This is a genomic window from Cytobacillus sp. OWB-43 (assembly GCF_034651445.1).
GTDB lineage: Bacteria > Bacillota > Bacilli > Bacillales > Cytobacillaceae > Cytobacillus > Cytobacillus kochii.
In genome coordinates, this window is record NZ_JAYEFF010000002.1 from 185714 (window position 1) to 210921 (window position 25208).

27 protein-coding genes are annotated in these 25208 nt (G+C 38.9%); 9 read left to right on the forward strand and 18 right to left on the reverse strand.

What is annotated here, in order from left to right:
* Positions 1-26: 26 nt before the first annotated feature.
* A complete protein-coding gene (gene hpaI / locus U9M49_RS10745) occupies positions 27-956 on the reverse strand; it encodes a 2,4-dihydroxyhept-2-ene-1,7-dioic acid aldolase (RefSeq protein ID WP_322909768.1) in 930 nt (309 codons plus the stop codon).
* 156 nt (positions 957-1112) lie between these two features.
* Between hpaI and U9M49_RS10750 the strand changes: the two genes are divergently transcribed.
* The 4 genes from U9M49_RS10750 (at position 1113) to U9M49_RS10765 (ending at position 4248) form a co-directional block, all read left to right on the forward strand.
* A complete protein-coding gene (locus tag U9M49_RS10750) occupies positions 1113-2000 on the forward strand; it encodes a LysR family transcriptional regulator (protein ID WP_224937288.1) in 888 nt (295 codons plus the stop codon).
* Positions 2001-2298: 298 nt separating this feature from the next.
* Complete coding sequence (locus U9M49_RS10755; RefSeq protein WP_416337096.1) at positions 2299-3090, forward strand: fumarylacetoacetate hydrolase family protein; 792 nt, start codon at positions 2299-2301, stop codon at positions 3088-3090.
* A complete protein-coding gene (locus tag U9M49_RS10760; RefSeq protein WP_251162244.1) occupies positions 3087-3839 on the forward strand; it encodes a fumarylacetoacetate hydrolase family protein in 753 nt (250 codons plus the stop codon). Before U9M49_RS10755 ends, U9M49_RS10760 begins: the two co-directional genes overlap by 4 nt.
* A 13-nt stretch (positions 3840-3852) precedes the next feature.
* Positions 3853-4248, forward strand: a complete 396-nt coding sequence (locus U9M49_RS10765; protein WP_322909769.1) for a 5-carboxymethyl-2-hydroxymuconate Delta-isomerase — start codon at positions 3853-3855, stop codon at positions 4246-4248.
* 142 nt (positions 4249-4390) lie between these two features.
* On the opposite strand, the gene U9M49_RS10770 is transcribed toward U9M49_RS10765, so the two are convergent.
* Entirely contained in the window at positions 4391-4840 is a 450-nt protein-coding gene (locus tag U9M49_RS10770) for a GNAT family N-acetyltransferase (protein ID WP_095371695.1), read from the reverse strand.
* 288 nt (positions 4841-5128) lie between these two features.
* On the opposite strand from U9M49_RS10770, the gene U9M49_RS10775 reads away from it, so the two are divergent.
* From U9M49_RS10775 to U9M49_RS10790, 4 genes are all read left to right on the forward strand, one after another.
* Positions 5129-6484, forward strand: a complete 1356-nt coding sequence (locus U9M49_RS10775; protein ID WP_322909770.1) for a sigma-54 interaction domain-containing protein — start codon at positions 5129-5131, stop codon at positions 6482-6484.
* 220 nt (positions 6485-6704) lie between these two features.
* Positions 6705-7997, forward strand: coding sequence for a CitMHS family transporter (locus U9M49_RS10780; RefSeq protein ID WP_095371693.1), 1293 nt, complete (start codon positions 6705-6707; stop codon positions 7995-7997).
* A 16-nt stretch (positions 7998-8013) separates the two neighbouring features.
* Complete coding sequence (locus U9M49_RS10785; protein ID WP_180316917.1) at positions 8014-9330, forward strand: acyclic terpene utilization AtuA family protein; 1317 nt, start codon at positions 8014-8016, stop codon at positions 9328-9330.
* Positions 9331-9334: 4 nt separating this feature from the next.
* The gene (locus U9M49_RS10790; protein ID WP_095371691.1) at positions 9335-9649 is read left to right on the forward strand and encodes a hypothetical protein; all 315 of its coding nucleotides are present in this window, start codon (positions 9335-9337) and stop codon (positions 9647-9649) included.
* Between the two features lie 48 nt (positions 9650-9697).
* Here the strand turns inward: U9M49_RS10790 and U9M49_RS10795 are convergent, their stop codons facing one another.
* The 13 genes from U9M49_RS10795 to U9M49_RS10855 all read right to left on the reverse strand — a co-directional run bounded on the left by U9M49_RS10795 (position 9698) and on the right by U9M49_RS10855 (position 20892).
* Entirely contained in the window at positions 9698-9886 is a 189-nt protein-coding gene (locus U9M49_RS10795; protein WP_095371690.1) for a DUF6440 family protein, read from the reverse strand.
* A 110-nt stretch (positions 9887-9996) separates the two neighbouring features.
* Positions 9997-10485, reverse strand: a complete 489-nt coding sequence (locus U9M49_RS10800) for a small multi-drug export protein (protein ID WP_233435191.1) — start codon at positions 10483-10485, stop codon at positions 9997-9999.
* 106 nt (positions 10486-10591) lie between these two features.
* Positions 10592-11317, reverse strand: coding sequence for a hypothetical protein (locus tag U9M49_RS10805; protein WP_322909771.1), 726 nt, complete (start codon positions 11315-11317; stop codon positions 10592-10594).
* A 14-nt stretch (positions 11318-11331) separates the two neighbouring features.
* The gene (locus tag U9M49_RS10810; protein WP_322909772.1) at positions 11332-12348 is read right to left on the reverse strand and encodes a LytTR family transcriptional regulator DNA-binding domain-containing protein; all 1017 of its coding nucleotides are present in this window, start codon (positions 12346-12348) and stop codon (positions 11332-11334) included.
* A 966-nt stretch (positions 12349-13314) separates the two neighbouring features.
* Complete coding sequence (locus U9M49_RS10815; protein ID WP_322909773.1) at positions 13315-14388, reverse strand: FAD-dependent oxidoreductase; 1074 nt, start codon at positions 14386-14388, stop codon at positions 13315-13317.
* Positions 14388-14717 carry a (2Fe-2S)-binding protein gene (locus U9M49_RS10820; protein WP_251162254.1) on the reverse strand — a complete coding sequence of 110 codons (330 nt, stop codon included), beginning with the start codon at positions 14715-14717 and terminating at the stop codon, positions 14388-14390. The genes U9M49_RS10815 and U9M49_RS10820 overlap by 1 nt, the downstream gene beginning before the upstream one ends.
* A 32-nt stretch (positions 14718-14749) precedes the next feature.
* Entirely contained in the window at positions 14750-15808 is a 1059-nt protein-coding gene (locus tag U9M49_RS10825) for an NAD(P)/FAD-dependent oxidoreductase (protein ID WP_322909774.1), read from the reverse strand.
* Positions 15798-16121, reverse strand: coding sequence for a (2Fe-2S)-binding protein (locus tag U9M49_RS10830; RefSeq protein WP_224936668.1), 324 nt, complete (start codon positions 16119-16121; stop codon positions 15798-15800). Before U9M49_RS10830 ends, U9M49_RS10825 begins: the two co-directional genes overlap by 11 nt.
* Positions 16122-16134: 13 nt before the next feature.
* Positions 16135-16935, reverse strand: a complete 801-nt coding sequence (locus U9M49_RS10835) for an ABC transporter permease (RefSeq protein WP_224936669.1) — start codon at positions 16933-16935, stop codon at positions 16135-16137.
* On the reverse strand, positions 16932-17846 hold the full coding sequence (locus U9M49_RS10840) for an ABC transporter permease (protein ID WP_322909775.1): 915 nt from the start codon (positions 17844-17846) through the stop codon (positions 16932-16934). Before U9M49_RS10840 ends, U9M49_RS10835 begins: the two co-directional genes overlap by 4 nt.
* 4 nt (positions 17847-17850) lie before the next feature.
* Positions 17851-18918 (reverse strand): ABC transporter ATP-binding protein, encoded by a 1068-nt coding sequence (locus U9M49_RS10845; RefSeq protein ID WP_224936671.1) that lies wholly within the window; start codon positions 18916-18918, stop codon positions 17851-17853.
* 15 nt (positions 18919-18933) lie between these two features.
* Positions 18934-19998, reverse strand: a complete 1065-nt coding sequence (locus U9M49_RS10850; protein ID WP_322909776.1) for an ABC transporter substrate-binding protein — start codon at positions 19996-19998, stop codon at positions 18934-18936.
* A 171-nt stretch (positions 19999-20169) separates the two neighbouring features.
* Entirely contained in the window at positions 20170-20892 is a 723-nt protein-coding gene (locus U9M49_RS10855; protein ID WP_322909777.1) for a GntR family transcriptional regulator, read from the reverse strand.
* Between the two features lie 172 nt (positions 20893-21064).
* On the opposite strand from U9M49_RS10855, the gene U9M49_RS10860 reads away from it, so the two are divergent.
* Complete coding sequence (locus tag U9M49_RS10860) at positions 21065-21523, forward strand: hypothetical protein (RefSeq protein WP_322909778.1); 459 nt, start codon at positions 21065-21067, stop codon at positions 21521-21523.
* Between the two features lie 108 nt (positions 21524-21631).
* Here the strand turns inward: U9M49_RS10860 and U9M49_RS10865 are convergent, their stop codons facing one another.
* The 3 genes from U9M49_RS10865 to U9M49_RS10875 are packed head-to-tail and all read right to left on the reverse strand — an operon-like array spanning position 21632 to position 25195.
* Positions 21632-22804 carry an acyl-CoA dehydrogenase family protein gene (locus U9M49_RS10865; protein WP_322909779.1) on the reverse strand — a complete coding sequence of 391 codons (1173 nt, stop codon included), beginning with the start codon at positions 22802-22804 and terminating at the stop codon, positions 21632-21634.
* On the reverse strand, positions 22805-23797 hold the full coding sequence (locus U9M49_RS10870; protein WP_322909780.1) for an aldo/keto reductase: 993 nt from the start codon (positions 23795-23797) through the stop codon (positions 22805-22807).
* Between the two features lie 12 nt (positions 23798-23809).
* Entirely contained in the window at positions 23810-25195 is a 1386-nt protein-coding gene (locus U9M49_RS10875; protein ID WP_322909781.1) for an LLM class flavin-dependent oxidoreductase, read from the reverse strand.
* Between the last annotated feature and the right edge of the window lie 13 nt (positions 25196-25208).

A 25208-nucleotide genomic window follows, 5' to 3' on the forward strand; every position in this document is an offset into this window, starting at 1 on the left:
TTGTTTCACTCCTTGTTTAAATCACTTTACTTCCGCACGACACCGCCAGGAAGGTCCACATAATGTTTTAAGACTTCTGCAATTTCATCTTGCAAGCTCTGCGTAGGTAAATCCATCGGCAGTCTAAGTACCGGCTTAATTTTGCCCATTTGACCAAGTGCTGCTTTTAATGGTGCAGGATTCGTATCTTTGAACAAAACATCATTCAACTTCATGAGTTCGTAATGCAAGTTTTGCGATTGTTCTACATCGCCAGCTTTCCATGCATCATAAATCGCTGCCACTTTATCTGGGACTATATTTGCTGTTGCGCTAATATGTCCTGCGCCACCAATGGCTAGCATCGGATAACATAACAGTTCAATTCCTGAATAAAGTAGGAAATCACGACCGCAATTCAGTAGTACACGGTTCACATGTTCGAAGTCCTTATTCGATTCTTTTACACCAATAATATTCGGGCAATCTTTACTCAACTTCGCAAGTGTTTCCACATGCATATTTGTGCCTGTTCGACCTGGGATGTTATAAACGATGAGGGGGAGATCTGGTACGGATTCAGCGACAAGTTTAAAGTGCTTATATAGCGCATGTTGCGAAGGTTTATTATAATAAGGAACGATGATAAGGGCAGCATCTGCACCCATCTCCGCTGCTTTTTTCGTTAAGTACAATGTTTCTTGATGGTTTGTTGAGCCTGTACCTGGTACAAATGGTACTCTTCCGTTAATTGTTTCTTTCGCCACTTCCATCACTTTCAATCGTTCATCGATTGTTAATGAACTTGGTTCTCCAGTTGTTCCTGTAACAGAAATACCATGACTTCCGCTTTCAATATGCCAATGGATGAGCTTTTTAAATGAGTCAAAGTCTATCGATTCATCTTCATGAAATGGTGTAATAATCGGTGCAATCGAACCTCTTAATCTTTGTTTTACTTCAGCAAACTTCGTCATTTACAAACACTCCTTCTTTAAAGTTATTTCTGAAATTTTTGAATATTTTTATTGTAAGCTCTTTCATTTGCAGTTTAACATGTGTTAGATTATATAAAAAATATTGTTTTTGTTTGTTTTGGATATAAAAAAAGTATCGTTTCAAGGAGGAGCAAGATGGACATAAAGCAGCTGCAATACTTTTGTACAATTGTTCAGGAAGGGCAAATCACACGTGCAGCAAAGAAGTTACATATGGCACAACCACCACTTAGCCACCAACTGAAACAACTAGAAGAAGAACTCGACGTTAAATTATTCGATCGCATTGGTAGGAAAATGGAACTGACCAAATCAGGTAGCGTCCTTTATGAACGTGCCTTACAAATATTATCTGAGTTAGATGAAGCTAAAAACGAAGTCAAAGAAACAAATGAAGGCGTGAAAGGAAAGCTTTCTATTGGTGCGAGCAAATCTTGTTTCGCCTTTTTACCAGACCGCTTACGGGCGTTTCGTGAAAAATATCCTCTTGTTACCTTTCAGTTAAGAGAAGGTGATACTTACTACATTGGCGAGCTATTGAAAAATCGCGAAATCGAACTAGCTGTCACTCGCCTTCCGCTAGAGATGGATGATATTGAGATGATTCGCTTTCCGACAGAACCTTACGTACTAGTCATTCCAGAATCATGGCAACAACATATCCACAACAAGACCTCCATCAAAATGATAGATATCAAAAACTTCCCATTACTCTTACTCCATCGCATCAATGGCAAAGGTCAATTCGAAATCGTCACAAATGAATGCCGTCGTCATGGCTTTGAACCGAAAGTGATTTTGGAATGTCCCGATGCCTCTATGCTTTTATCTCTTGTTACTGCTGGGGTTGGTGCAACAATAGTACCTAAATCTACATTGCAATCCTATTATGCAGATAAAGCGATTGTCATAGAGCTAGAAGATGCAACCATCCAATCGGAATCGGCCATTATTTGGTTGAAAAATCGTTACCTCTCCAAAAGTGCCCGTCGGATGATAGAGACCTTTCAAACAAACGTTTGATTGAATATTTTCTAACAGCAATTAGAAGAGAACACCTTCTAAAGTGAAGTTTGGTATATTATGTTTTTTTGTATGTCTGACTCGATTCCCTCTCTTACCACTAGATTTGAAGTAATCAAAAGACAAATTTCAGAGATTTCAAATATAAAAAAGGATAGATTTTACCGTAATGGGTGATTCCACTTGGCCCATTAGGATATTTTGTAGAAAAGGATGCAATTTATTTTACATTATTTGAAATATTTAAAATAATAAATTATGATTTAATCATTATTTTGTTAAAGGAGTGTTGATCACATTGATGAAAGCAATGATGAGATATAATGGACAATTCTTTTTACAAGAGGTTTATGTCGATTCTACTAAACAACTAATAACCCGAGGAGAAGAGACAACCCCAATTGAACAGCTTGTCGTCCATCCTCCAGTATCTGGAACGATTTACGGAACATTACTTAATTACAAAGGTGAGTTAGAAGCAATTGGTTCAGCTGTTTATGAAAGCCCTTACCAACAACCACCGAAAGCACCCATTCTTTATATCAAACCAGTCAATACAATCAATTACCATCAAGCGAGCATTCCTATGCCAAAAGAAGAAGATACCTTACAAATAGGCGCTGCCCTTGCAGTAGTCATCGGTAAAAAAGCAAGCAAAGTATCAAAAGATGAAGTACAAAATTACATTTTGGGCTACACAATTGCTAATGATGTCAGTATTCCACATAGCAGTGTTTACCGTCCTGCCATCAAAGAAAAAGCGCAAGATGGATTCTGCCCAATCGGTCCATGGATTGTTGATCAAAAAGAGGTGGCGAATCCTGACGACTTAGACATTACCGTCCATATCAACGGAGAGTTAAAGCAACAGCAAACAACTAGAAACTTAATCCGCCCCGTCGCTGAGCTGATCGCAGAGGTTACTTCCTTTATGACCTTATTTGAAGGCGATACATTACTAGTCGGTGTACCAGAAAGCCCGCCACTTGCTCGTAATGGGGATATTGTCAGAATAACGATTGCTGGCATCGGCTCACTTGAAAACCAAGTTGTTATCACAAAACAACAAGTAAAGGAGAATACGATATGAAAACCGCACGTGTCGCCTATAAAGGGAATATCCATGAGGCAATAGAATGGTACGGTAAGCTACAATTAGATACGGGCGCCATCGTTTCAGAGGATGATGTTGTTTGGCTCCCTCCAATTGTGCCACAAACGATTTTTGCATTAGGACTCAACTACGCCGATCATGCGGCAGAGCTTTCTTTTAACGCACCGAAAGAGCCCCTCGTTTTTTTAAAAGGACCTAATACACTTATCGGCCATAACGGGGAAACTTTCCGCCCTGCCGATGTTACCTATATGCATTATGAATGTGAATTAGCAGTTGTCATTGGTCAATCTGGTAAAAATATTCAAGAAAAGGATGCTTATAACTATGTCGCTGGATATACTGTGGCCAATGATTACGCCATCCGCGATTATTTGGAAAACTACTATCGCCCGAACCTACGTGTGAAAAATCGTGATACATTGACACCCATCGGCCCCTGGTTTGTCAGTGCAGATGAGATAAAAAATCCAATGAATCTCACTTTACGCACCTATGTAAATGACAGTGTCGTCCAAGAAGGAACAACGAAAGATATGATTTTTAGTATTCCAAAGCTCATCGCCTATTTAAGCAGTTTCATGACACTCAATAAAAACGATATCATTCTCACTGGGACACCAAAAGGTTCAGTCGATACGAAAGTGGGCGACACGGTCATCACTGAAATCGAAGGCATCGGCCGACTCAAGAACACCATTATAAGCGAACCTGTCTATCAGTGAAAGGAGGATTTTCATGCCACATTTCATTATTGAATATACGAGCAACATCAAAAGCGCTGCACATATTCCCGCCTTATTAGAGAAAGCGAACAAAATCCTCATCAGTAAATCGCCTACTTTTCCAATAGGTGGGATCCGTTCAAGGGCCATTGAACTAGAAGACTATTATATTGCAGATGGTCAGGCAGACGATGCCTTCGTTCATGCAACACTCAAAATCGGCTCCGGACGAAGTGAGCAGGTAAAGGCATCTGTATGTGACGAACTCTTTACTATGATGAAGGATCACTTCAAGGAACTATATAATCAACGCTATTTTGCTTTATCAATGGAACTGTATGAATTTAGCGAAGCTGGTACGTATAAGTGGAATAATATTCATGGTCGGTTTAAACAGCAACCGAGATAGGCATTATTATGAGGACAAAGAAAAAATATCAATTAAAACAACAAAATATTTAGTACACCAAAAAGCTTGGATTTCATAGCTTTTTGGTGTCTTTAATAAGTTGTTCTACATTTAAAGCAAAGGGTTTAGATTTTATTTACTCTCATTTAATTGTGTACTTAAATAAGAGTTCCCCATTATTAGGGTCCCTTTCATTCATACATTCGAACCCAATACTTTCGTATAAGCGATAGGCCGTTTTATTTTCATCAATGATACTTAAATATATCACGTTTACCCCATATTCTTTTGACACGATATCAATAAGTTTCTTCATCGCAGTTTTCCCATAGCCTTTGCCTTGATAGTTTTCATCGATCATTATTCTATCAATCCAAGTCTCTTTATTAGGACCAAAAGAACCGTACATAGCAAATCCGATCATTTCTTCATCCAAATATATAGCTACTGGATGCCACTCTCGATGGGCATTCGCTTCATTTAAACATTCATCTACGGTTTCAATGAACTTTTCTTGTCCAGACTTTAATTTTATATTTCTAACGTTGTATTCATTTGTAACATCTATATCTTTAAAATGCAGTTTACTCATGTATAAATTAATCCTCCAACACTTAAATCTAATTTTTAAAATTTACTTCCGTATGTTGAAATCTTACCATAAGTATCACAAACCTTTGTATTTTCTCACCTGACATCCCCATCACTATTCAAATAGTACCCTCATTTACAGGTTGCTATTTTAAGTCTGCAAATATCACTTCATCTCATTCTCAGGGAATTTACTATGGTGTTTTAAACAACTGGATTCGTAGGTAGTACAAACTCTTCAATTGCCATATAATTTAAATATTCCGTATTTTTTAAGGAGTTGAGAATTATGCAATTACAAAATAATAAGATTGGCTGGCTTGAAGGGATTATTGAGGCCATTCATGATGGGATTCTGGTAATCGATCACGTTGGTGTGGTGCAATTAATAAATGAGGAGTATACACATATTACAGGTGTCAGTGCAGAACAGATAGTAGGAAAGCTATTACAAGAGGTACGACCAGGAGCACTTCTGCCCACTGTTTTAAAAGACGGCTTGGCACGAGAAGGTGTATTCCGAAAAGAAATGACAATGGAATATGTTGTTGATATGGCTCCCATTTGGGATCAAGGGAAAATCATTGGTGCCGTTTCTGTTTGTAAAAGTATTCCTGAAGTTTATCGGTTAAATAAAGAGCTGAAAAAAAGTCGTAAACGAGTCACTATGCTTGAGAGAGCCGTTGGTAGAATTCATCAGGCAAAATACACCTTTGCAAATATTATCGGTAGTGATGTGCAATTAAAGCAGACGATAGAACAAGCCAAAAGAACCGCACAAACAGATATGAATATTTTATTATCCGGTGAATCTGGTACTGGCAAAGAGCTTTTCGCACAGGCCATCCATAATGAAAGTAAAAGACGTGTAGCACCCTTTGTTCCAGTTAATTGCGCTGCTATCCCAAGCTCCTTATTAGAAAGCGAGCTTTTTGGCTATGAGGAGGGAGCTTTTACTGACTCTAACCGCGACGGAAAGATTGGGTTATTTGAGCTTGCCAATCACGGCACGCTATTTCTCGATGAAATCGGTGATATGTCATTTGAGCTTCAGGCCAAGCTTTTGCGGGTCTTACAAGAGGGCTCTTTTAGAAAAATTGGTGGTCTCGAGGAACAAACGGTTGATGTTCGAGTAATTGCAGCAACGAATAAAGAATTACAAAGCATGGTAGAAAAAGAACGATTCCGTGAAGATCTTTTTTATCGAATTAATACGGTTCATTTAACCATACCTCCTCTTAGGGAAAGAAGAAATGATATTACAGAAATCATCGCCTTTTTATTAAAAAATGAAGCAGACATTACTTTTGATCCAGAAACCATATTTATCCTCCAACACTACCATTGGCCAGGGAATATCAGAGAACTGAAGAACGCGATTCAATACGCCATTAGTATGTGTGATCATCAAGTCATTCGCCAGGAACATCTACCTGACACAATAAAGAAAGCGTTTAATGCAACTCAACAACAATCAATAACGCTCCAGCCACTAGAAAAAATACTGAATGACACAGAGAGAACAGCCATACAAAGTGTACTTAATCAAACAGGAACGACAGTGAAAGGAAAAAAGAAAGCGGCAAAAATCTTAGGTATATCACTTGCTTCCTTATATAACAAATTAACTAAATATCATATTTAAGCCTGCTTTCTAAGGAATTAGAAATCATCATCCCATTTCTAATTTTCTAGAAACAACGCCATCACCTGTATAGAAGGACTTCTTAGACCTTCATGTTTCTAATTCTTTAGAAATGACAATTTATCATTTTAAAAAATCTCTTTCCTATCAAGGCTTATTTTTTGGCATAAATCATGCATAACGAAATGTAAGCGCTTAATACAGTTAAGGAGGTTTTTATTTGTTATCCATCATGGGGTTCTTAACCATCGCAATTTTTCTTTATTTAATTTTATCGAAAAAAGTGTCTGTGATTGTCGCTTTAATATTAGTCCCCGTTTTCTTTGGGCTTTTCACAACTGACTTGAACAGTCTCGGCGCGATGATTCTTGAAGGGGTCACTTCAGTTGCACCAACAGGGATTATGCTTGCTTTTGCCATTCTTTTCTTTGGTCTCATGAGTAAAGCGGGCCTTTTCGATCCCATTATTTCTAGAATATTAAAGCTTGTAAAAGGGGATCCGTTAAAAATTGTCATCGGTACAGCCATTATTGGAATGGTCACACATTTAGATGGCTCGGGTGCTTCTACATTCCTTATCACGATTCCTGCTTTACTTCCTTTATACGAACGTTTAGGAATGAGCCGACTTGTGCTCGCAGGTGTGGTGGCCCTTAGTGCTGGGACAATGAATATCGTTCCATGGGGTGGTCCAACTGCACGCGCATCAAGCGCACTTGGTATAGATACGGCAACATTATTCAATCCCCTGATTCCCGCTATGATCGCTGGGCTTATTTGGGTGCTATTTGTTAGTTATTACTTTGGTAAGAAGGAAAGGAATCGCATCGGTATTCAGAACTTTCAATATGATTTTAATCAGGAATTAAGCGAAGAGGAAAAAAAGGCAAGAAGACCTAAACTTCTTTGGCTCAACTTACTTCTTACTATTTTAACCATTGTTGCATTAGTAAAGGTATGGCTCCCTCTCCCAGTTGTTTTCATGGTCGCCTTCGCCCTTGCATTAGTTATGAATTATCCGAACCCAAAAGAACAGCAAGAACGAATTACCGAACAGGCTACAGGGATGGTTACAGTAGTTTCAATTATTTTTGCAGCAGGTATCTTCACTGGTGTTCTTTCAGGCACAGGTATGATTGAAGCAATGGCCAATACACTTGTATCTATTATTCCTGAGAGCACGGGTTCCTTTATGGGCCTAATAGTTGCGGTTACAAGCATGCCTCTCAGTCTCGTCTTTACACCAGATGCTTATTATTTCGGAGTTTTGCCAGTTCTGAGTGAAACAGCCGCCAACTACGGGGTAGCCGCTGAAAATATTGGTCGTGCAGCTATATTAGGGCAGATGACAACTGGATTCCCTCTCAGTCCATTAACTGCCGCTACCTTTTTACTTTTAGGATTAGCCAGAGTAGAGTTAGCTGATCATCAACGATTTATTTTCATCTGGGCTTTTGGCACAACCATTGTAATGACAATTGTTGCTCTTATTACAGGTGCAATTGCCATCTAATTATATATAAAAAGGAGTGTTCAACTTGCTTCGAATTGGATCAGGAGCAGGATTTGCGGGTGATCGTATTGATCCTGCCATCTCTTTAATAGAAAATGCACAACTCGACTACCTAGTATTAGAAGGATTAGCAGAGCGAACCATTGCGCTATCTCAAAAACAGAAACAGAAGGATGCCAACAAAGGGTATAACGAATATCTCGAAGACAGAGTTCGCCCACTACTCCCTTCTCTTTTAAAAAACAAAGTCAAACTTATCACAAATATGGGGGCGGCTAATCCAATTGCCGCAGCAAAAACTATTTTACAAATGGCTCGAGATTTAAACCTTACATGTAAAGTTGCAGCGGTTTCAGGCGACGATGTCTTAAACGATTTAAACTTTCATCAATTCGAAACAGAAAATGGAGAAAATTTAATGACATTTGAACCCATTGTTTCGGCTAATGCCTACCTTGGCATTGAAGCGATCTTACCTGCTTTAGAAGCAGATGTAGATGTGATTATTACAGGTAGAGTGGCTGACCCTTCACTTTTTTTAGCGCCACTCGTCCATCACTTTCAATGGAATCAAAATGACTTTGACTTGATGGGGCAAGGGACTTTAATTGGACATTTACTTGAATGTGCAGGGCAAGTGACAGGTGGATATTTTGCTGACCCTGGCCTGAAAGAAGTAAATAACCTAGCAGATCTTGGATTCCCCTTCGCCATCGTAGCTGAAGATGGCAAGGCGATAATTACAAAACTCCCTAATAGTGGTGGTGTCGTCAATACTCAAACAGTAAAAGAGCAATTACTTTATGAGGTGCATGACCCAAGTCAGTACTATACCCCTGATTGTATTGCGAATTTTAGTACAACACAAATGGAAGAAATAAAACCAAACGAAGTGCTTGTTTGGGGAGCTACAGGTAAAAGAAAACCAGATACACTGAAAGTATCTATCGGTTACCATGCAGGTTACCTTGGAGAAGGTATGATTTCTTATGCCGGATCAACTGCCGTCAATCGCGCCAAACTGGCAGAATGGGTGATAAACGAGAGATTACGTGCCAATGTACCTCAATTACGAACAGACCTAATCGGCTTAACGGCTCTTCATCATACAACTTATACTCACACAACACCTTACGAAGTCACTGTGAGAGCTGCCGCTTTATGTAAAGAAGAGCAGACAGCCAAAATGATTGGACATGAAGTTGAAGCACTCTATACAAACGGACCTGCTGGAGGGGGCGGGGCACGGAAAAAAACAGAAGAAGTGATAGGAATCGTTTCTACCTTTATTGATCGCTCAGCAATTACAATTCATACTGAAATAATGGAGTGATAAGATGGCAACAGTTAAATTATTGCACATTGCACATAGTCGAACAGGGGATAAAGGGGATACACTGAACTTCTCCCTCATCCCCTATAACGAAAAAGATTACGCTTCTATCGCCGAACAGGTGACAAGTGAGAAAGTGAAAGACCATTTACAAGCAATCATCAAGGGCGAAGTAATCAGATATGACCTCCCCAACTTACATGCTTTTAATTTCGTTTGCACAAATGCCCTTCTCGGTGGTGTGACGACTTCCATCGCATGGGATGCTCACGGAAAAAGCATCAGTAGTGCCCTATTAGAAATGGAAATAAATATTTAAATGAAAGAGTTAGAAACGACTGTTTCTAACTCTTTTTCGCATAAGAGATTACTCTGGTTTCTTTACAACAACCTTCCCGTTTTCATCTAACAACGGTGTAAGTCCACTTCCGCCTGTACTTGCCCATGTATGAACATAATGGACCCCGGTTTCACGATCAACGAGGATAGAAAGCAGCCCTGATGAGTAACTTTCTTTCAATATTTCTACAAAACGGGTCTCTCTTTTTTTAAACACATCAACACTCCTTACAAAAATTCATTATCATCGTATTTAGTAAGATGATTGACCATAATACAAAGCATACTGATAAAAGTATTTGTAATAGTAAGTGGAAGTATTTCATTTTAGGAGAACAAATTTATACCAGACATGATTAAAATTCCAATAACAAGTGCCTGTGCTATGATAGCAATGGTTGCCCATAAACTGACATAGCTTTTCTTTGCTCCTCCTGCTAAGCCGATTGCTGCCGAAATATGAAATCCCCATAGAAGACCTGCTAAAGAAACGCCAGGTACACCGTATTTTTCAAAATATTTCTTTGCTTTCATCATGCGTTTACTTGGTTCTTTCTCCTTTTTCTTTCCTTTCATCAACTTTGACCTCAGCGCATTGATCACCCAGATAAAAGCCATGACTGAAACCCAGTTCCCTAGTATCGCTACTAAAATAACAGGGATTCCAGGAAATCCTAAAAGAAACCCAAATGGAATGGCACCGTATGATTCAAAAAATGGGATGAGCGATAAAACAAAAATACTTAGTAACTGTAGAAATAAATTATCTTCTAGTGCCGGCATTAAATTCAAATAGAATTCTTGTATGTCTTGCATCATTTCTCCCCTCTCATGTTTGCCTACTTTTAGTATGAAGGATAATCCCTTCTATATCAGCAACTTCTGCACGAAAGGAGGGAAATTCATTCCGAGTGGAGACGATTTATGCCTCAATGGAGGCCTTTTTTTCCCTTTTCTTTATGAGGAATAGCAAAGCAATGCCACCCCAAATGAATGGCACAATCATAAACTTCAATACAGAGGTAAAGTCATCATTTTCAATCAGAGTAAGACCACGTTCGATATGATAATTGGGAAAAAGAATCGTTAACTTATTCAGGAGCGAAGAATAAACAAATCCTTCTATTAAGAAATAAACAATCATAATTGGCCATCCATATAAACTTACATCGATTGTATTTTTTGCATATTCAGCGATAGCAGTCCCTATTAAAAGCCACATACTGAAAATTGGGATGGTAAATATACTGGCCATCAGTATTTGCGCTAAACTATAGCCATAAATAATCATACCAATAGTGAACAAAAGATAAGACATACTATAGGTAACGATGGATTTAGCTAAGAAAATATTTATTCGCCTTATCTTCATCAAACGATATAATATGCCTGTCCCCTGCTCTTTTTCTTCAACCATTAAGTTCCCTTGTGTATACATTGTCACCAATATACTAATAAAACTAAGTAATGAAGTCATGCCTTTGAAAAAGGTAATCTGTTCATTTGAAAAGGTGATGGTCAAATTATTTAATACATAAATGAAAAAAATCATCGCGAAGGCAGTGAAAAAGAGTAATAATACTTGCCCATTAAAGCGCAAATCTTTTAGTTCCCTTATCATTAAAACCTTAATTTGCTGTACATTCATGCGAATCACCCCTTTTACCAGTTCAACAGTTCTTTTAACTCCCCATATCGTGATTTGGATAAAGGAACCGTCTTTTCATTTTCCAATGTGAGGCTATAACTATTCTTACTCCATACCACAACTTCCCTAACACGCTGCAAATTAACTAAGTAGGAGCGATGACAGCGAAAAAAACCGTAAATATGTAATCTCGTTTCAATGTCCTTCATTGAAACAGTTGATATAAACTCTTCATTATTCACATGGAGAATAGTTTGTCTATCTCGCGTTTCCACAAAATCAATCTCTAATGGATCAAATAGAATAAATTTATCGTCTGATTTAGCTGATATTTTCTCGAATCTTTGTTGGTAAATCGTTTCGTCCTCTGTGCCACTAGCTTCCTTTTCCTCAACTTCTTCTTCAGCTTCCTCTTTATATTCAAGCCGCTGTAGTCCTCTATCTGTCAATCGGAATACTTTTGTCCCTATACGAATGCTCTCTTCTAAAGAGGATGTAAGAATAATAATGAAACTATCCTTTTTCAACAATTCATTAAGAATACGATTCAATACCTGCTTCGATTGGAGATCAATGTGATAAGTAGGTTCTTGAAAAATATAAATGGTCGTAGGTTGAATCAAACTGCGTGCAAATTGTAATCGTTTTTTCTCTGAGAATGTTAGTCCTTTGTTTTTCTTATTACGGACTTCATTTAATTCAGCAAGCGCTAAAATCCTCTCTATATCTACTCTTACACCATACAAGTCACACCAAAAACGAATCGTTTGCTCGGGGGTTAAACGTTTATATTCGCCCATATTCGTCCGGTAAAAGAATAAATCCTCCGCCCCACGGAGAACACTGTCTGAGAGACGGATTTCATTTGTCATATAACTTCTATCTTCCTCCATTAAGGATAAAAATGCATGCATATACTCCATGTCTGCTTGAATCGCAACCACATCTTTTTTTTCAATGGTCAATTGTATAGAAGGCAAGACAACTGTATTGCCAGCGACCTTCCCAAAACCTTCAAAAATTAATGACATATACACTCTTCTCCTTCTGAACCTATTTATTATGACGGATTTCTAGAAGTGGTACCTTCATAATGAACGAAAAAGAGGAAAAAGCAAACGAAAAGGGAGCAAATCTTGGTTAAACTCATCCTTTTATTATTTACGCCTCAACGAGTGGCCATTCATTTTATCCCGGTGTATAAAACTGATACTTTATTATATTGAAGGAAATTATAAGGAATGAACTGTTTTTTCATCTTGATGAAAGCTGTGAGACATACTAGTCGTCTAAAGGGGAGTACGCGATCATTCAGCCGAAAATTCACCATAATATGATTGGAGAAGTAGGGAAATTTTGACTCCTTCCGGGAAAGAATAAAAATGGGGTACAGAAGATGGCTAATATTATAACGATCAAGAGAGAAAAGGGACATTTTGAAATACCATGTGGCAAGATTGATTTACTATCTCACCACATTTGATTAAGGAAATAAACAATATTTAAAAATAACCGTTAATTGTTCCCAGGTCTCAGCTTCGCGAACGCTGACTCCCTACAATTAGAACCTGATAGTGGCTATGGATTAACTAGAGAAACGTGGTTACTTTTCTCACAGCCTTCCCCGGGGAAATATTACGTAAGAAAATCCAATGATTAAGAATTGTTTCATTATATTTTAAGAGGAATATTGCGATATGCGCGACTACCTCAATCACACCCCCCTATTTAGTCGCGTACTCATAAACTCCTTCAAAGCTACTTTGAGAGTCTCCCTCCTCTCTTCAACAAAATTCTACATTTCCAATCATTTTCCGGGAAATAAGATAAGCATTCGACTAGAAACAATTATTTTCCGTAAGATAAGAAGCAAGAAATTAAATATATTTCACACATCATGTGCAAAAAGGAAAAACGCCTTAGGGAATCAGGAAAAAATATGGTAATCACAACTTTGATTGCGACAAAAGTAACCGTTGTTGTTCCGTTTCTTCTCTTCAGTCAAACCGACTAATCCCATACCTCTCAATCGGAATTGAAGTTTCCTTATCAATTATTAACTCCGTAATTAATGTGCCTATAAGCGGTGATAGGGTTACACCACTGTGGGTAGCTGCTACATATAGGTTCTCTATATTAGGAACGGCACCAATGATAGGAAATCCATCTTCCGGCATGGCACGTATGCCAGAGAAAGCACGAACAATTTTTGCTTTTTTAATGGCTGGCACATAACGGATGGCCATATTGGCTGTTTCTTGCATTACATTAAGTGTGGTGGAGCGATCAAAGCCTTTATTTTCCATGGAATACCCCATCAAAACCTCACCATTATTTGCTTGTCTAAGACCGCTCACTGTATGATTCAGAAAAGGTTTAAGCGGTTCGGAAACTAAAATTTGTCCCCTTACTTGATTCATTGGAATATGAACATCAATCATTTTCCCCAATTCTCTGGACCATGTTCCCCCAGCTAGAATAAGCCTTTTACATCGATAAGTGTCCTTCGTTGTTGCTACGATAAACCCACCATTGATTTTCTGAAGGTCATGAACAGGGTTATACGTTGAGTATTGCACTCCTTTTCTTTTAGCTGCTCTCATATACATATCTATGAGTCGAAAAGGATTTACATTTCCATCTATGGAGCTATAGGTGGCTCCTTCGACATCCGGATTCATGAATGGCTCTTTTTCCAATACCTCTTCTTTTGATAATACTTTAATATCTATGCCAATTTCTTTATATGCTTCTGCTAGTTTCATTGCCTTCACTCTATCCTTTTCATGAAAAAATGGTGATAGTCCGCCTGTTCGTTTATATTCGACATCACCAATTTTTTTCGATAGATAAGGATATAACTCAGCACTATAATAATTCAATTCTGCATACCATGAAGGTGTTTTATTATGCACCCATACCCATGCCTGAGTAGAGCCAGAAGTACCTGCTAAAGGGTATTTTCGATCAATGACTAATATACTTTCTTGGCTTCTTTCTGAAAGATGATAGGCAATCCCGCTACCCACGACTCCTCCACCTATCACAATTGTATCGAATTGAGTGTTCATCACTTCACCTTCCCATCTGTCAGCTCTATTTCATCAAGTACAGACTTGACTGTAGAAAACTGTTGGCTATCTGTCGCTAATGCCTCCAAACTGACAGGCGAAATTGGCATCCGAAAACGAGGTGGATAAATTTGTTCCATGGACAACCCTGTTTGCTTGTGTATCACTTCAGCTACTAATTTACTGCATATTTTTGACTGACATGCACCCATACCACAACGAGTTATTCTTTTAATATCATCAAATGTTCTTCCGCCCTGGGTGATTACTTCTTCTATTTCTTCATAGCTTATTTCTTCACATCTGCAGACAATTACTGACTTATCCATTCAATCCCCTTCTTATCTTCAATTTTAATAATCTAAGAAATAAATTGATCTTTTAATTGTGGTGTGGAAAATTGTTTAATATGCTCTTTTCTTGCTGAAAATGTATCGCTCTCTTCTTCATTCTCTAACTTACTATATAGCGAATTCCTTACTACTTCAGTTTCTTCTGGCGGTAATGATTGAAGCGCTTCACACACGCTAGCAGCCGCTAACATTCCCGTTAGAATAAGTGCGGAATGATTACTGACTCCAGCTGCATTTCCTGTGACATATACATGATCCTTACTTGTTTGAAGTTGATGATTGTAAACAGGAAGCCAGCCCCCGAGTTCTGCTTGATATCTAAGGGCACAGTCCAATTGATACACGATATCTAATATAGGAGATTGTCCCCCATCTATTAGAACGATGTCAGGCTTTAAGGTGATCATCCCATGAGGAGTTTGTATGTCAATTTCTTCTAGCTTCCCATTGCCTCTAGCCTCCATAATTGAGCTATTTTCATACAACGGTATATTCATATCCCCGAAAGTGGGGTTTCCTAACTGTTTGTTTTGTTTTACTATAGCGACGATATTTACTTCTACACTAAGCAGAAGTTCACAAACATCACTGGCAAAGGAGTTATCACCATAAATCACTGCTGAAGATCCTGGTTTTACTCGATCCCGATTCACTACACTTTGTGCTGCTCCTATCGTCATCACACCTGGTAAGGTCCATTTAGGAAAAGGTATCGCATTTTCAGCTGCCCCTGTTGCGATGATGATTTTTTCAGCAAATACCGGGAAAACATCTTTATCATTTGTCACACCAATCTGTCCATCTTCATATACACCAATGACACGATGACCTAACAACCACTCCACTGCCAGTCCTTCTAACCGTTCCACTAAAAATTGAGCAAGCTCAAAACCTCTCATGTTTGGGAATGTATCGGGTAAAGCTAACATTTGGCTTTGTTGCCATAATTGCCCGCCTGCTTGTTGATGTTCATCGATGATTAGAACACATAGACCTGTCTTGGCTACTTCATAGGCTGCCGTTAAACCGGCGGGACCAGCTCCAATAATTAATACGTCAGCCTTCATCAATATCTCTCCTTAATTCGGGGTCTTCTAGCCCTTCACTTATTTTCATCCCATCTCTAACTTTCCTCATACAGGTTTTCACGTGATCTTCTCCGTCCACAGTCATATAACAACTACAACATCTACCCTTTGAACAAAACATTCCCCTTGCTTGAACGAGCTTCCTACTTTGCCCTAGCTTCTTCACATTATTGGCCATTAATGCACCAGCAATCGATTGGTTATCATAGGCTTCAAGAGGTTGCTCATTCAAATAAATAGTAATGGGTTTGTTCAATTGCTCACCTAATATTGGATGCTCTTTTATATGCACGACTTTCACCTCTCTAATTTTTAGAAGAGAATATTTTCCCTACTCCCATCACCCGCTCAATTATAATCATTAGAACGACCGTCATAATGATCATGATGCTGGACACCGAGGCGATAATGGGATCATATTGATATTGCATATACGTATAGATTCGTACCGGTAATGTCACTACATCCGTACTTACGATAAAGAGGGCTACGGTTAAGTCGTCAAACGATGTAATGAATGCAAAGATGGCTCCCGCAATAACCCCGGACTTAATCACCGGTAAAGTGATTTCAAAAAACACTCGAATAGAACTGGCGCCTAGATTCATTGCGGCCTGTTCAATCACTCGGTCAAACCCTACTAAACTAGCAACAACTAATCTCATTACGAATGGAACAGTTAATATAATATGTCCAAGGATTAATGACAGTGGGCTTGTTGCTAGTCCAATCCATGAGTAAAATTGTAATAGCGCCACACCAAAGACAACTGAAGGTATAAGTAAGGGTGAACCAATTAACTGTACAATCGCATTTTTCCCCTTAAACTCCCTTCGAACAACTGCTAAAGCAGACATGGTACCAATGATTGTTGCAATGATTGCTGTGCCAAAAGCTACACTGATACTTAAGATGAAGGAATCGATAAATTCCGGATGTTCGATTAGCTCTATATACCATCTCAAAGTAACGCCTTCAGGTGGAAAAACGATATATTCTGTCGTGGTTAAAGATGATAATAAAACGACGACAATGGGTGCCAATAAGAATAAATACACTATTAAACAAGAAAGACTTAGTAATATGCTCGGTAACTTTTTCTTCATTGGATCGCCACCCCTTTTTCCGATTTGCTAAGGACTTTACTGTATATAAGGATGGTGATGGTAGCAACTAAGATCAATAAGAAGCCAATCGCCCCACCATAAGGCCAGTTCATCATAACAGCCACCTGTTCATAAGTAATATAGGACATCACTTTCACTTGTGGTCCCCCTAGAATAGATGGAGTAACGAAGGAACTAACGCTTAAACTAAAGACCATTACCGAGCCTGCGAAAATGCCGGGTAAAGTTAATGGCAATACAATCGACACAAACGTTCTTAAGTTACTTGCCCCTAAGTTTTTTGAAGCGCGAATAATAGAAGGATCAATTCTCTCTAAAGCCCCCATAATACTTAACACCATATAAGGAAACAGCACATGTACCATTCCGACAATTACACTAAATTCACTATAAAGTAAGGGAGCCGGTTCATTAATCAATCCCGTTGTCATTAGGGTTTGATTAATCACCCCATTATTCGATAGTAAGATGACCCAACCATAACAACGAATAACCATACTAATTAACAAAGGAGACAGAACCAGCAATGTTAAATAATTTTTCATCCGAGGCTTGGCCTTCGTTATTTGGTAGGCAACAGGATAAGAAATAATAATTGTAATGATTGTCGTAATCAAACCAATTTTTATTGTTCGCCAAAGCACACTTATATAAAAAGGATCAGACAAAAATTGAATATAATTCGCTAGCGTCCACTGATTGCCAATCCCAGTACCAGCATCAAACGTTTTAAAGCTAGTAACAAATAAAAAGAACAAGGGGAGCAAGAAAAAGAAAAGAAAGATAGCTAGTGTAGGAATGAGCAGCAACCATGTATCTCTCCGTTTTTTAAGGTTCTTTTTCTTTTGCATAAGGACGATTTCATTATCTACGCGTGTATTTAACTCCATTTCCTTACCTCACATTCCTAGAAGGCAGGATATCCTCTGCTTGCCAGAAGGTTTGCACTTTACTGCCTTCTATAATTGAGTGTGGATTTAAAGCTGTATTCGGAATGTCTGCAATTAAATCTTTATCTTCTACTTTAAGGAAATACCTTGTTTTAGCACCTAAGAACATTTTCTTCATTACGATCGATTGAAATCCCTCTCCCTCATGTTTTTGAGTAATGACAATTTTTTCTGGTCGAACAAAAAAATCAAGTTTCTCATTCGTTCGGAGTTGGAAAGGAAGTAACTGTTCATCTCCGTAGAAATTAACTCTACTTTCATTCCCATTCTCCCCGCCTACTACTACGCCTTGTATTTTATTAACTTCTCCAATAAATTGAGAGACAAAGTCCGTTTTAGGTTGATTATAGATGGTTATTGGATCATCGACTTGTTCAATTCGCCCTTCATACATCACGGCAATCCGGTCAGATATGGCTAAGGCCTCTTCTTGGTCATGTGTAACAAAAATAGTCGTGATACCTACTTGCTTTTGAATATCCACTATCTCTTCACGCATTTCTTGTCGTAGCTTCGCATCCAGATTACTTAAAGGTTCATCAAGCAACAAAACTTTTGGCTTGATTACTAATGCGCGGGCTAATGATACCCGTTGCTGTTGCCCACCTGATAATTCCTTAGGATACCTTTTTTCATAGCCAGCTAACCGAACCATGTCTAATGCTTCTAACACTCTTTTTTTTGCTTCTACCTTTGATACTTTTCTCAATTTGAGCCCATATGCAATATTGTCAAACACAGTCATATGTGGGAATAACGCATAATTCTGAAATACCATCCCCATTTCTCTTTTGTTAGCAGGAAGCAGATGAACGGCTTGTCCATCTACCTCTATTCGTCCTCCATCGACATCCAGAAAGCCAGCAATCATATTTAATGTCGTTGTTTTCCCACATCCAGATGGACCAAGAAAAGAAATTAACTCCCCCTTACTAATTTCTAAGGTTAGATCCTTCACTACTTCTGTACGATTGAATGTTTTCACTAAATTGTTTATCCGCAAGTAACCCATAATTGATTCACCTCCTTAATGTGATACTTCAATTTCTTTATTCGCACGCTCTGTCCATTCAGCACGCTTACTATTCACTACTTCCCAATCAACTTTAATGAGCTTAGCAATCTCTTCTTCGCCGTACACGACTTTACTTGCTACCTCTTCATCTAACTCAACTTCTTTATTAGCTGGGCCATCGAATAACTCAGCTGCAAATAATTGCTGCGCATCCTCATCTAAAACGAAATTAACAAACTTCTGTGCTAACTCTTGATTTGGGGCATCTTTCACAACACTAACAGTTGCCATTAAGGCTGGCGCCCCTTCTTTCGGGGTAATATATTCAATTGGAAAACCCGAATCTTGTAATGTTAGGACACGACTACTCCCCCAGGCACTCGCTACCGCTTGCCCTTGTAAGAAGTAATTAGAAACATCGGCTGTTTTGTCAAAAGTAATAGTGTTTTGCGCGATTTCTTTCATCTTCTCAAAACCTGGCTCCATGTCTTCTATACTTCCGCCATTGGCAAGTGAAGCCATTAATAATGTGTGAACGCCATAAGTATTCGCAATTGAAGGCAATACTAACTTGCCTTTATACTTAGGATCAGCTAAATCATTCCATGAAGTTGGGGGTTCCCAGCCATTTTCATCAAAATACTTTTTGTTATATGCAAGACCTGTAGTAATAAATCCAAACCCAACCCCAATATTATCTTTGTCCTTAGCAATATCATATAAATGAGCTAAATTCGTAACGATTTCTTCATCTAAAGGAGCTAATAACCCAAATGATTTTGCTTGTGCCTGTGGTCCATCATCAAGAAAAACGACATCAATTTGTGGATTATCCTTTTGTGCCTGAATTTTGGATAGCGTATCAACAGAGCTACCTGTAATGTAAGTCACTTTTACATTATTTTCTTTTTCAAATTTTGGAATCAACACTTCCTTCATCTTTTGTTCATAGCTACCACCATATGCAGCTAATACAAGTGTTTGTTGTTTCTCCTCACCACTTGACTCAGTCGATTCACCACATCCTGCAACCAAAAGTAACAGTCCAACGATTACGATAACCATCCATTTCTTCATCACTTCCATACCCCCATCATTAGATTGACTTCATTTATAATTAGATTGCCTAATTACCTATAATAGATTTTTAATTTTAAATATTCAGTAATTTAATAATAAAAATATAATAATATGATATTATAACTTTTAAAATGTGAAGGAGGAGAAACATGCAAACGTCTCTCTCCATTAATTAAAATCAACTTCTGTAAAATAAGTTTCTTTGTCCGGTCTTACATAAAACATTGAGTATTCCACGATTTCCTTTTCCTTAGAGTATGTAAAACGTTCCCACTCAAATACTGCTGTATTCTCAGAAATACCTAATACCTCTGCTTGTTTACCTGTAGCTATATAAGGCTTTATAAAAAGCTTAGCTTTTCCTAAATTGATATGAAACTTATGGCGTAACATGTTGTAAATTAAATCATTATTAATATCTTCACTTGTTATTCCAAGACAATGAACATATGGTAAATATGTATATTCCAACGATATCGGTTCACCATCAACAAGCTTTAAACGTTCAATTCTTACCACCTGATCACCATGATTCAACTTCATCTTCTCAACCATTTCACTAGAAGCTATCTCTATAGCAAAGTGTAACAACTCATGGGGATGCGACTCCGATTGGTCAGTTGTTAACGAGATTAATTGATTAATATCTTGTTCTTTTCTTTTCCCTAAAACAAATGTCCCTTTCCCTCGTTGTCTCATCAAAAAGCCTTTATTGACCAGCTCAATAATTGCCCTCTTTACTGTTATCGTACTAATATTAAATAATGTAGCCAACTCCTGTTCAGTGGGCAATTGAAAACCCTCATCCCACTGACCTGAACTTATTTTATACTCCAACACCTGCTCCACTTGGCGATATAATGGGAGATGTGAATCTTTATTAATTTCCATATATGTATACTCCTCAGATTATAATATTATAACTTTATAAATCATAAGTTTAAGCTGACTCGTTTCATTTGTCAATGTTTTCTGATAATTAAACCTTACAAAATCCCTCCTCACCATACTAGCTATCTAGGCATACACTATGCTGAAGAAAAATGGATTGGGGAGATTAGGTATGTATCCATATAATTATTATCATGTGTATAGAACACAACCCACTCTTTGGTCACCAGGTGAAGCCACTCAGAATCTTAATCAATTTCAAAATCAATATATTCGAGTGCACATCACCGGGCTTGGATGGGTTGTTGCTCAATTATTAGGTTTTGATGCAGCTACAGGAGTGGTGACGCTCAATGTTTATCGCCCTGGTAGTCATGTGCCAGAATTTATGAGGATTAATCGCGCAGAACTAACTGGATTAACACCACTCGGATTTACCCCACCACCTGAAGTAACTGGTGGTGCAGGCGGCGGTGGCGGAACACCTGGTGGACCAACCGGACAACCGGGAGGCGGTGCACCTGGCGGCGGTGGCGGGATGCCTAATCCAGGTGGCGGAACAGGTGGCGGAACACCTGGTGGAAAACCACCTTGGTGTGCATATATGCCGTGGCACCCTTATTGTCAATGAGATGCAAAAAGCGACTATCCCTTTAACATTAAGGGCTGGTCGCGTTTTTTTACTTGTCTCGCATTTTCCCCTCCCACTTGGTGCCTTATTTTCTTTTTGAAGAATCCGTTACTCAGAATATAATACAGATCTCGCCAACCCCTGCACAATCATATCATCAGCCGGATGCATGGACAGGCCACATTGCACATCTCGGAAAAGTCGTTCTAATTTAAAGTCTTTCGACAATCCTCTTCCACCTGCAATTCTCATGGCGATTTCCACAATTCGTATAGCTTGATGACAGATGGTATATTTCGCTGCTTGAAAGTCATTTAGTAAGTGATCTCTTTGTTGGGGAAAACGATCCCATTTGTCTGCTAGTGAATATAGTAATGTACGGGATGTGGTTAAGTTAATTTCGATTTCACCGATTTTTTGCTGAATGTGGGGGACTTCGGCTATGGGTTTATTTAAACTGCCTGCTTGTTGATGTTTGGCAAAGTCGATAATAAAATCTCTGGCTGCATGGGCAACACCAAGAAAGACTGAGGCGATAAACAGAAAGGTGGAGCGGTTTTTTAAGCCTCCGTCCTTGCCAGTTGCTTTTGCTAGCAGTGACTCCTCTGATACGAATACTTCATTTAATACAATCGTATCACTGCCTGTCGAACGCATGCCAATTGTATTCCAGGTTTCTTTCACTACTACTTTATCTGATTTGCGAATGAGGAATTCCCCAAGTACACCTTCATCCTCGACCCAAGCCATCACAATCAAAGGATCAGCAATTGGTGCTAATGTTGCAAACGTTTTTTCCCCTGAAATGAGGTATCCACCTGCCGTTCTTCTCGCAATCGTCTCTGGCTGGCTTCCTCTAAAAATATTTCCACCTTTCTTCTCAGTGGCAAATATATTTAGAATGTCTCCGTTTTGTACCACATCTTGACAGACCTTCGCAAACACCTCTTCTCTCCAACGATTCCCTTCCCGATAATTCAGGAATAAACAAGATTGCCAACCTGCCGCAAGGGCAACCGCACCATCACCTTTAGCTAACCGCTCTAAAGCAATCGCCATTTCATATAATGAAGCCTCATATCCACCGTATTTCTGTGGAACGGTCAACGAAAAGAAGCCTGCCTCTCTTAAAATGGCAAAAGAAGCATAAGGGAACATACCTTTTTCATCATTTTCGTCTGCGTATTCCTCCAGTCTCTCTGCAATTTTATCGTATTTCTCCGCTATAGCTGCTTCTCGTTCATTACGAATATGCACATCCTTTATTTTCGTTTGAAGCATTTATTGTCTCACCCCCTTAAATAAATCTTCCTCACGACTATGGTCTGTTGAAAGGGGTGGCGTGTCTGATAATTGAGTAATCGCTTCATATAATTCATCACTTAAGTGAATCTCTCGTGCACAGATGCCATTCTGTAATTGTTCCACATTCCGTGCGCCGATGATGGGGGCCGTAATCGCTGGATTCCTCAGCACCCAAGCTACGGCTAATGATGCTGGATGATAACCGTATTCGTGTGCCAATTTTATAAACTGATCGGTCGTCGTATAGTATTGCTTTGTTCCATACCTTCTTGCATAATTTTTTTGTTCAATCAATCTTCCTTGCGTTGGTAAGTTGTCATGATTATACTTTCCAGTCAATAATCCACCACCTAAAGGGCTGTAGGAAATAACCCCTAACTGCTCCTCCTTAGCTAACGGTAAGAGTTCCACTTCCGCTTGGCGCTTCACTAAATTGTACATCGGTTGAATAAGTTCAAATCGGGCAAGCTCTTTTCTCGCCGAAATACCAAGGGCCTTCATTATTTGCCATGCTGACCAATTACTTACCGCCGGATATAGGATCTTTCCTTGCCTTTGTAAATCGTCAAGCGCCCGAACGGTTTCTTCTATATCTGTATGAGGGTCAAACAAATGGATGAAATAAAATTCAATCCTATCCGTCTTTAGTCTCCTTAAACTACCTTCCACTGCTTGAAAAATATGGCGTCTGGAGGCTCCTTTACTATTCATATCCTTACCAACGGGAAAACCTACTTTAGAAGAAATAATGACCTCATTGCGACAATTAGCGATACATTCTCCTAAGATTTCTTCTGATCTTCCCTGGCTATATACGTTGGCTGTATCAAAAAAATTAATGCCTGCCTCTCTCGTTAAATGAAACATTTCTTTCGATGTCTGTTCATCTGCATTTCCACCGAAAGACATTGTGCCAAAACAAAGATTGGACACCTTTATACCCGTCTTCCCTACAAATCGTTCCGTCACGGTTATCGCCCCTTAAAGTTTTGTTGTATACGTTCGTCGATATTTACTCCCCGGATGTCCGCTAGGTAATAACCGCTGCCCATTACCAAATATTTTTTCACGGAAAGTTCCTTCTGTATAATCTTTTTTATACAATCCTCTCGCTTGCAACTCAGGAACCACTAAATCAATGAACTCCTGTAAATCTTGCGGAGTGACAAAATGTGCTAAGTTAAAGCCATCAATCCCCGTATCTTCAAAGAAAAATTGGATAGCATCAGCTACTTCCTGAGGATTACCGACAATTACATGATCACGATTGATTGTTTCAAAACGGTTCAACACTTCCCGCACCGTCAATTTTTTCGGCGCATCCTTTGTTAGTGACGCTGCTCGCGATTGTCCATGTTCCGTATGCTTGTATTCAAAATAACCATCTAAATCGGTATATTGTGATAAATCATAGCCACTCGAACCACCATACTGTGCCTTTGCAGCCTCCGCACTCCACAGTTTTTGATACGTTTCATATTTCGCTTCCGCTTCTTCGTTCGTTTCCGCAACAATCACATTTAAAAAGGTATAAAACTTTATATGTTCAGGATTTCTACCGTGTCTTTCTGCACGTGCTTTTATATCCTTAATATGCTCACGTATTTTCTCATTTGTTGGGCCACCAATAAAAACACACTCTGCATGCGTAGCAGCGAATTCTTTTCCTCTTACAGATGTACCTGCTTGATAAATCACTGGTGTTCTTTGTAAAGAAGGGTCTGTCATATGTGGGCCCTCTACTTGATAATACTGACCCTCATGGTTAATAGGGTGGACTTTATCAGGTTCAACTAATATCCCTCGTTCGACATCTGCAATAACAGCTCCATCTTCCCAACTACCTTCCCATAATTGATAGACTACCTGTAAAAATTCATCTGCCCGCTCGTAGCGTTCATCATGTTTGACCATATTTTTCAAACCATAATTTCTCGCTGCATTTGGCAAATAAGAAGTCACGATGTTCCACGCAATTCTTCCTTTTGTTAGATGATCTAAAGTCGAAAACCGGCGGGCATGACTAAAAGGATGTTCATATGTCGTACTAACTGTCACAGCAAATGATAAGTCAGTTGTCACACTTGCCATCGCCGAAATGATCATCGCTGGATCATTTAAGGGAAATTGCAAACCGTCTCTTATAGCTGGTTCTTTACTATCTTGATACACATCATATACACCTGCCACATCAGCAAAGAAAAGGGCGTCAAACTTGCCCCTTTCTAATAGCTTTGCTAAATCTGTCCAATAAGACAAATCATTGTAATGGAGATGCCTTTTACTTTGCGGGTGCTTCCATAACCCATGTGAATTATGCATCGCACCTGCCATTTCAAATGCATTCAATTGGATTTGCTTACTCATCGACTCTCTCCTT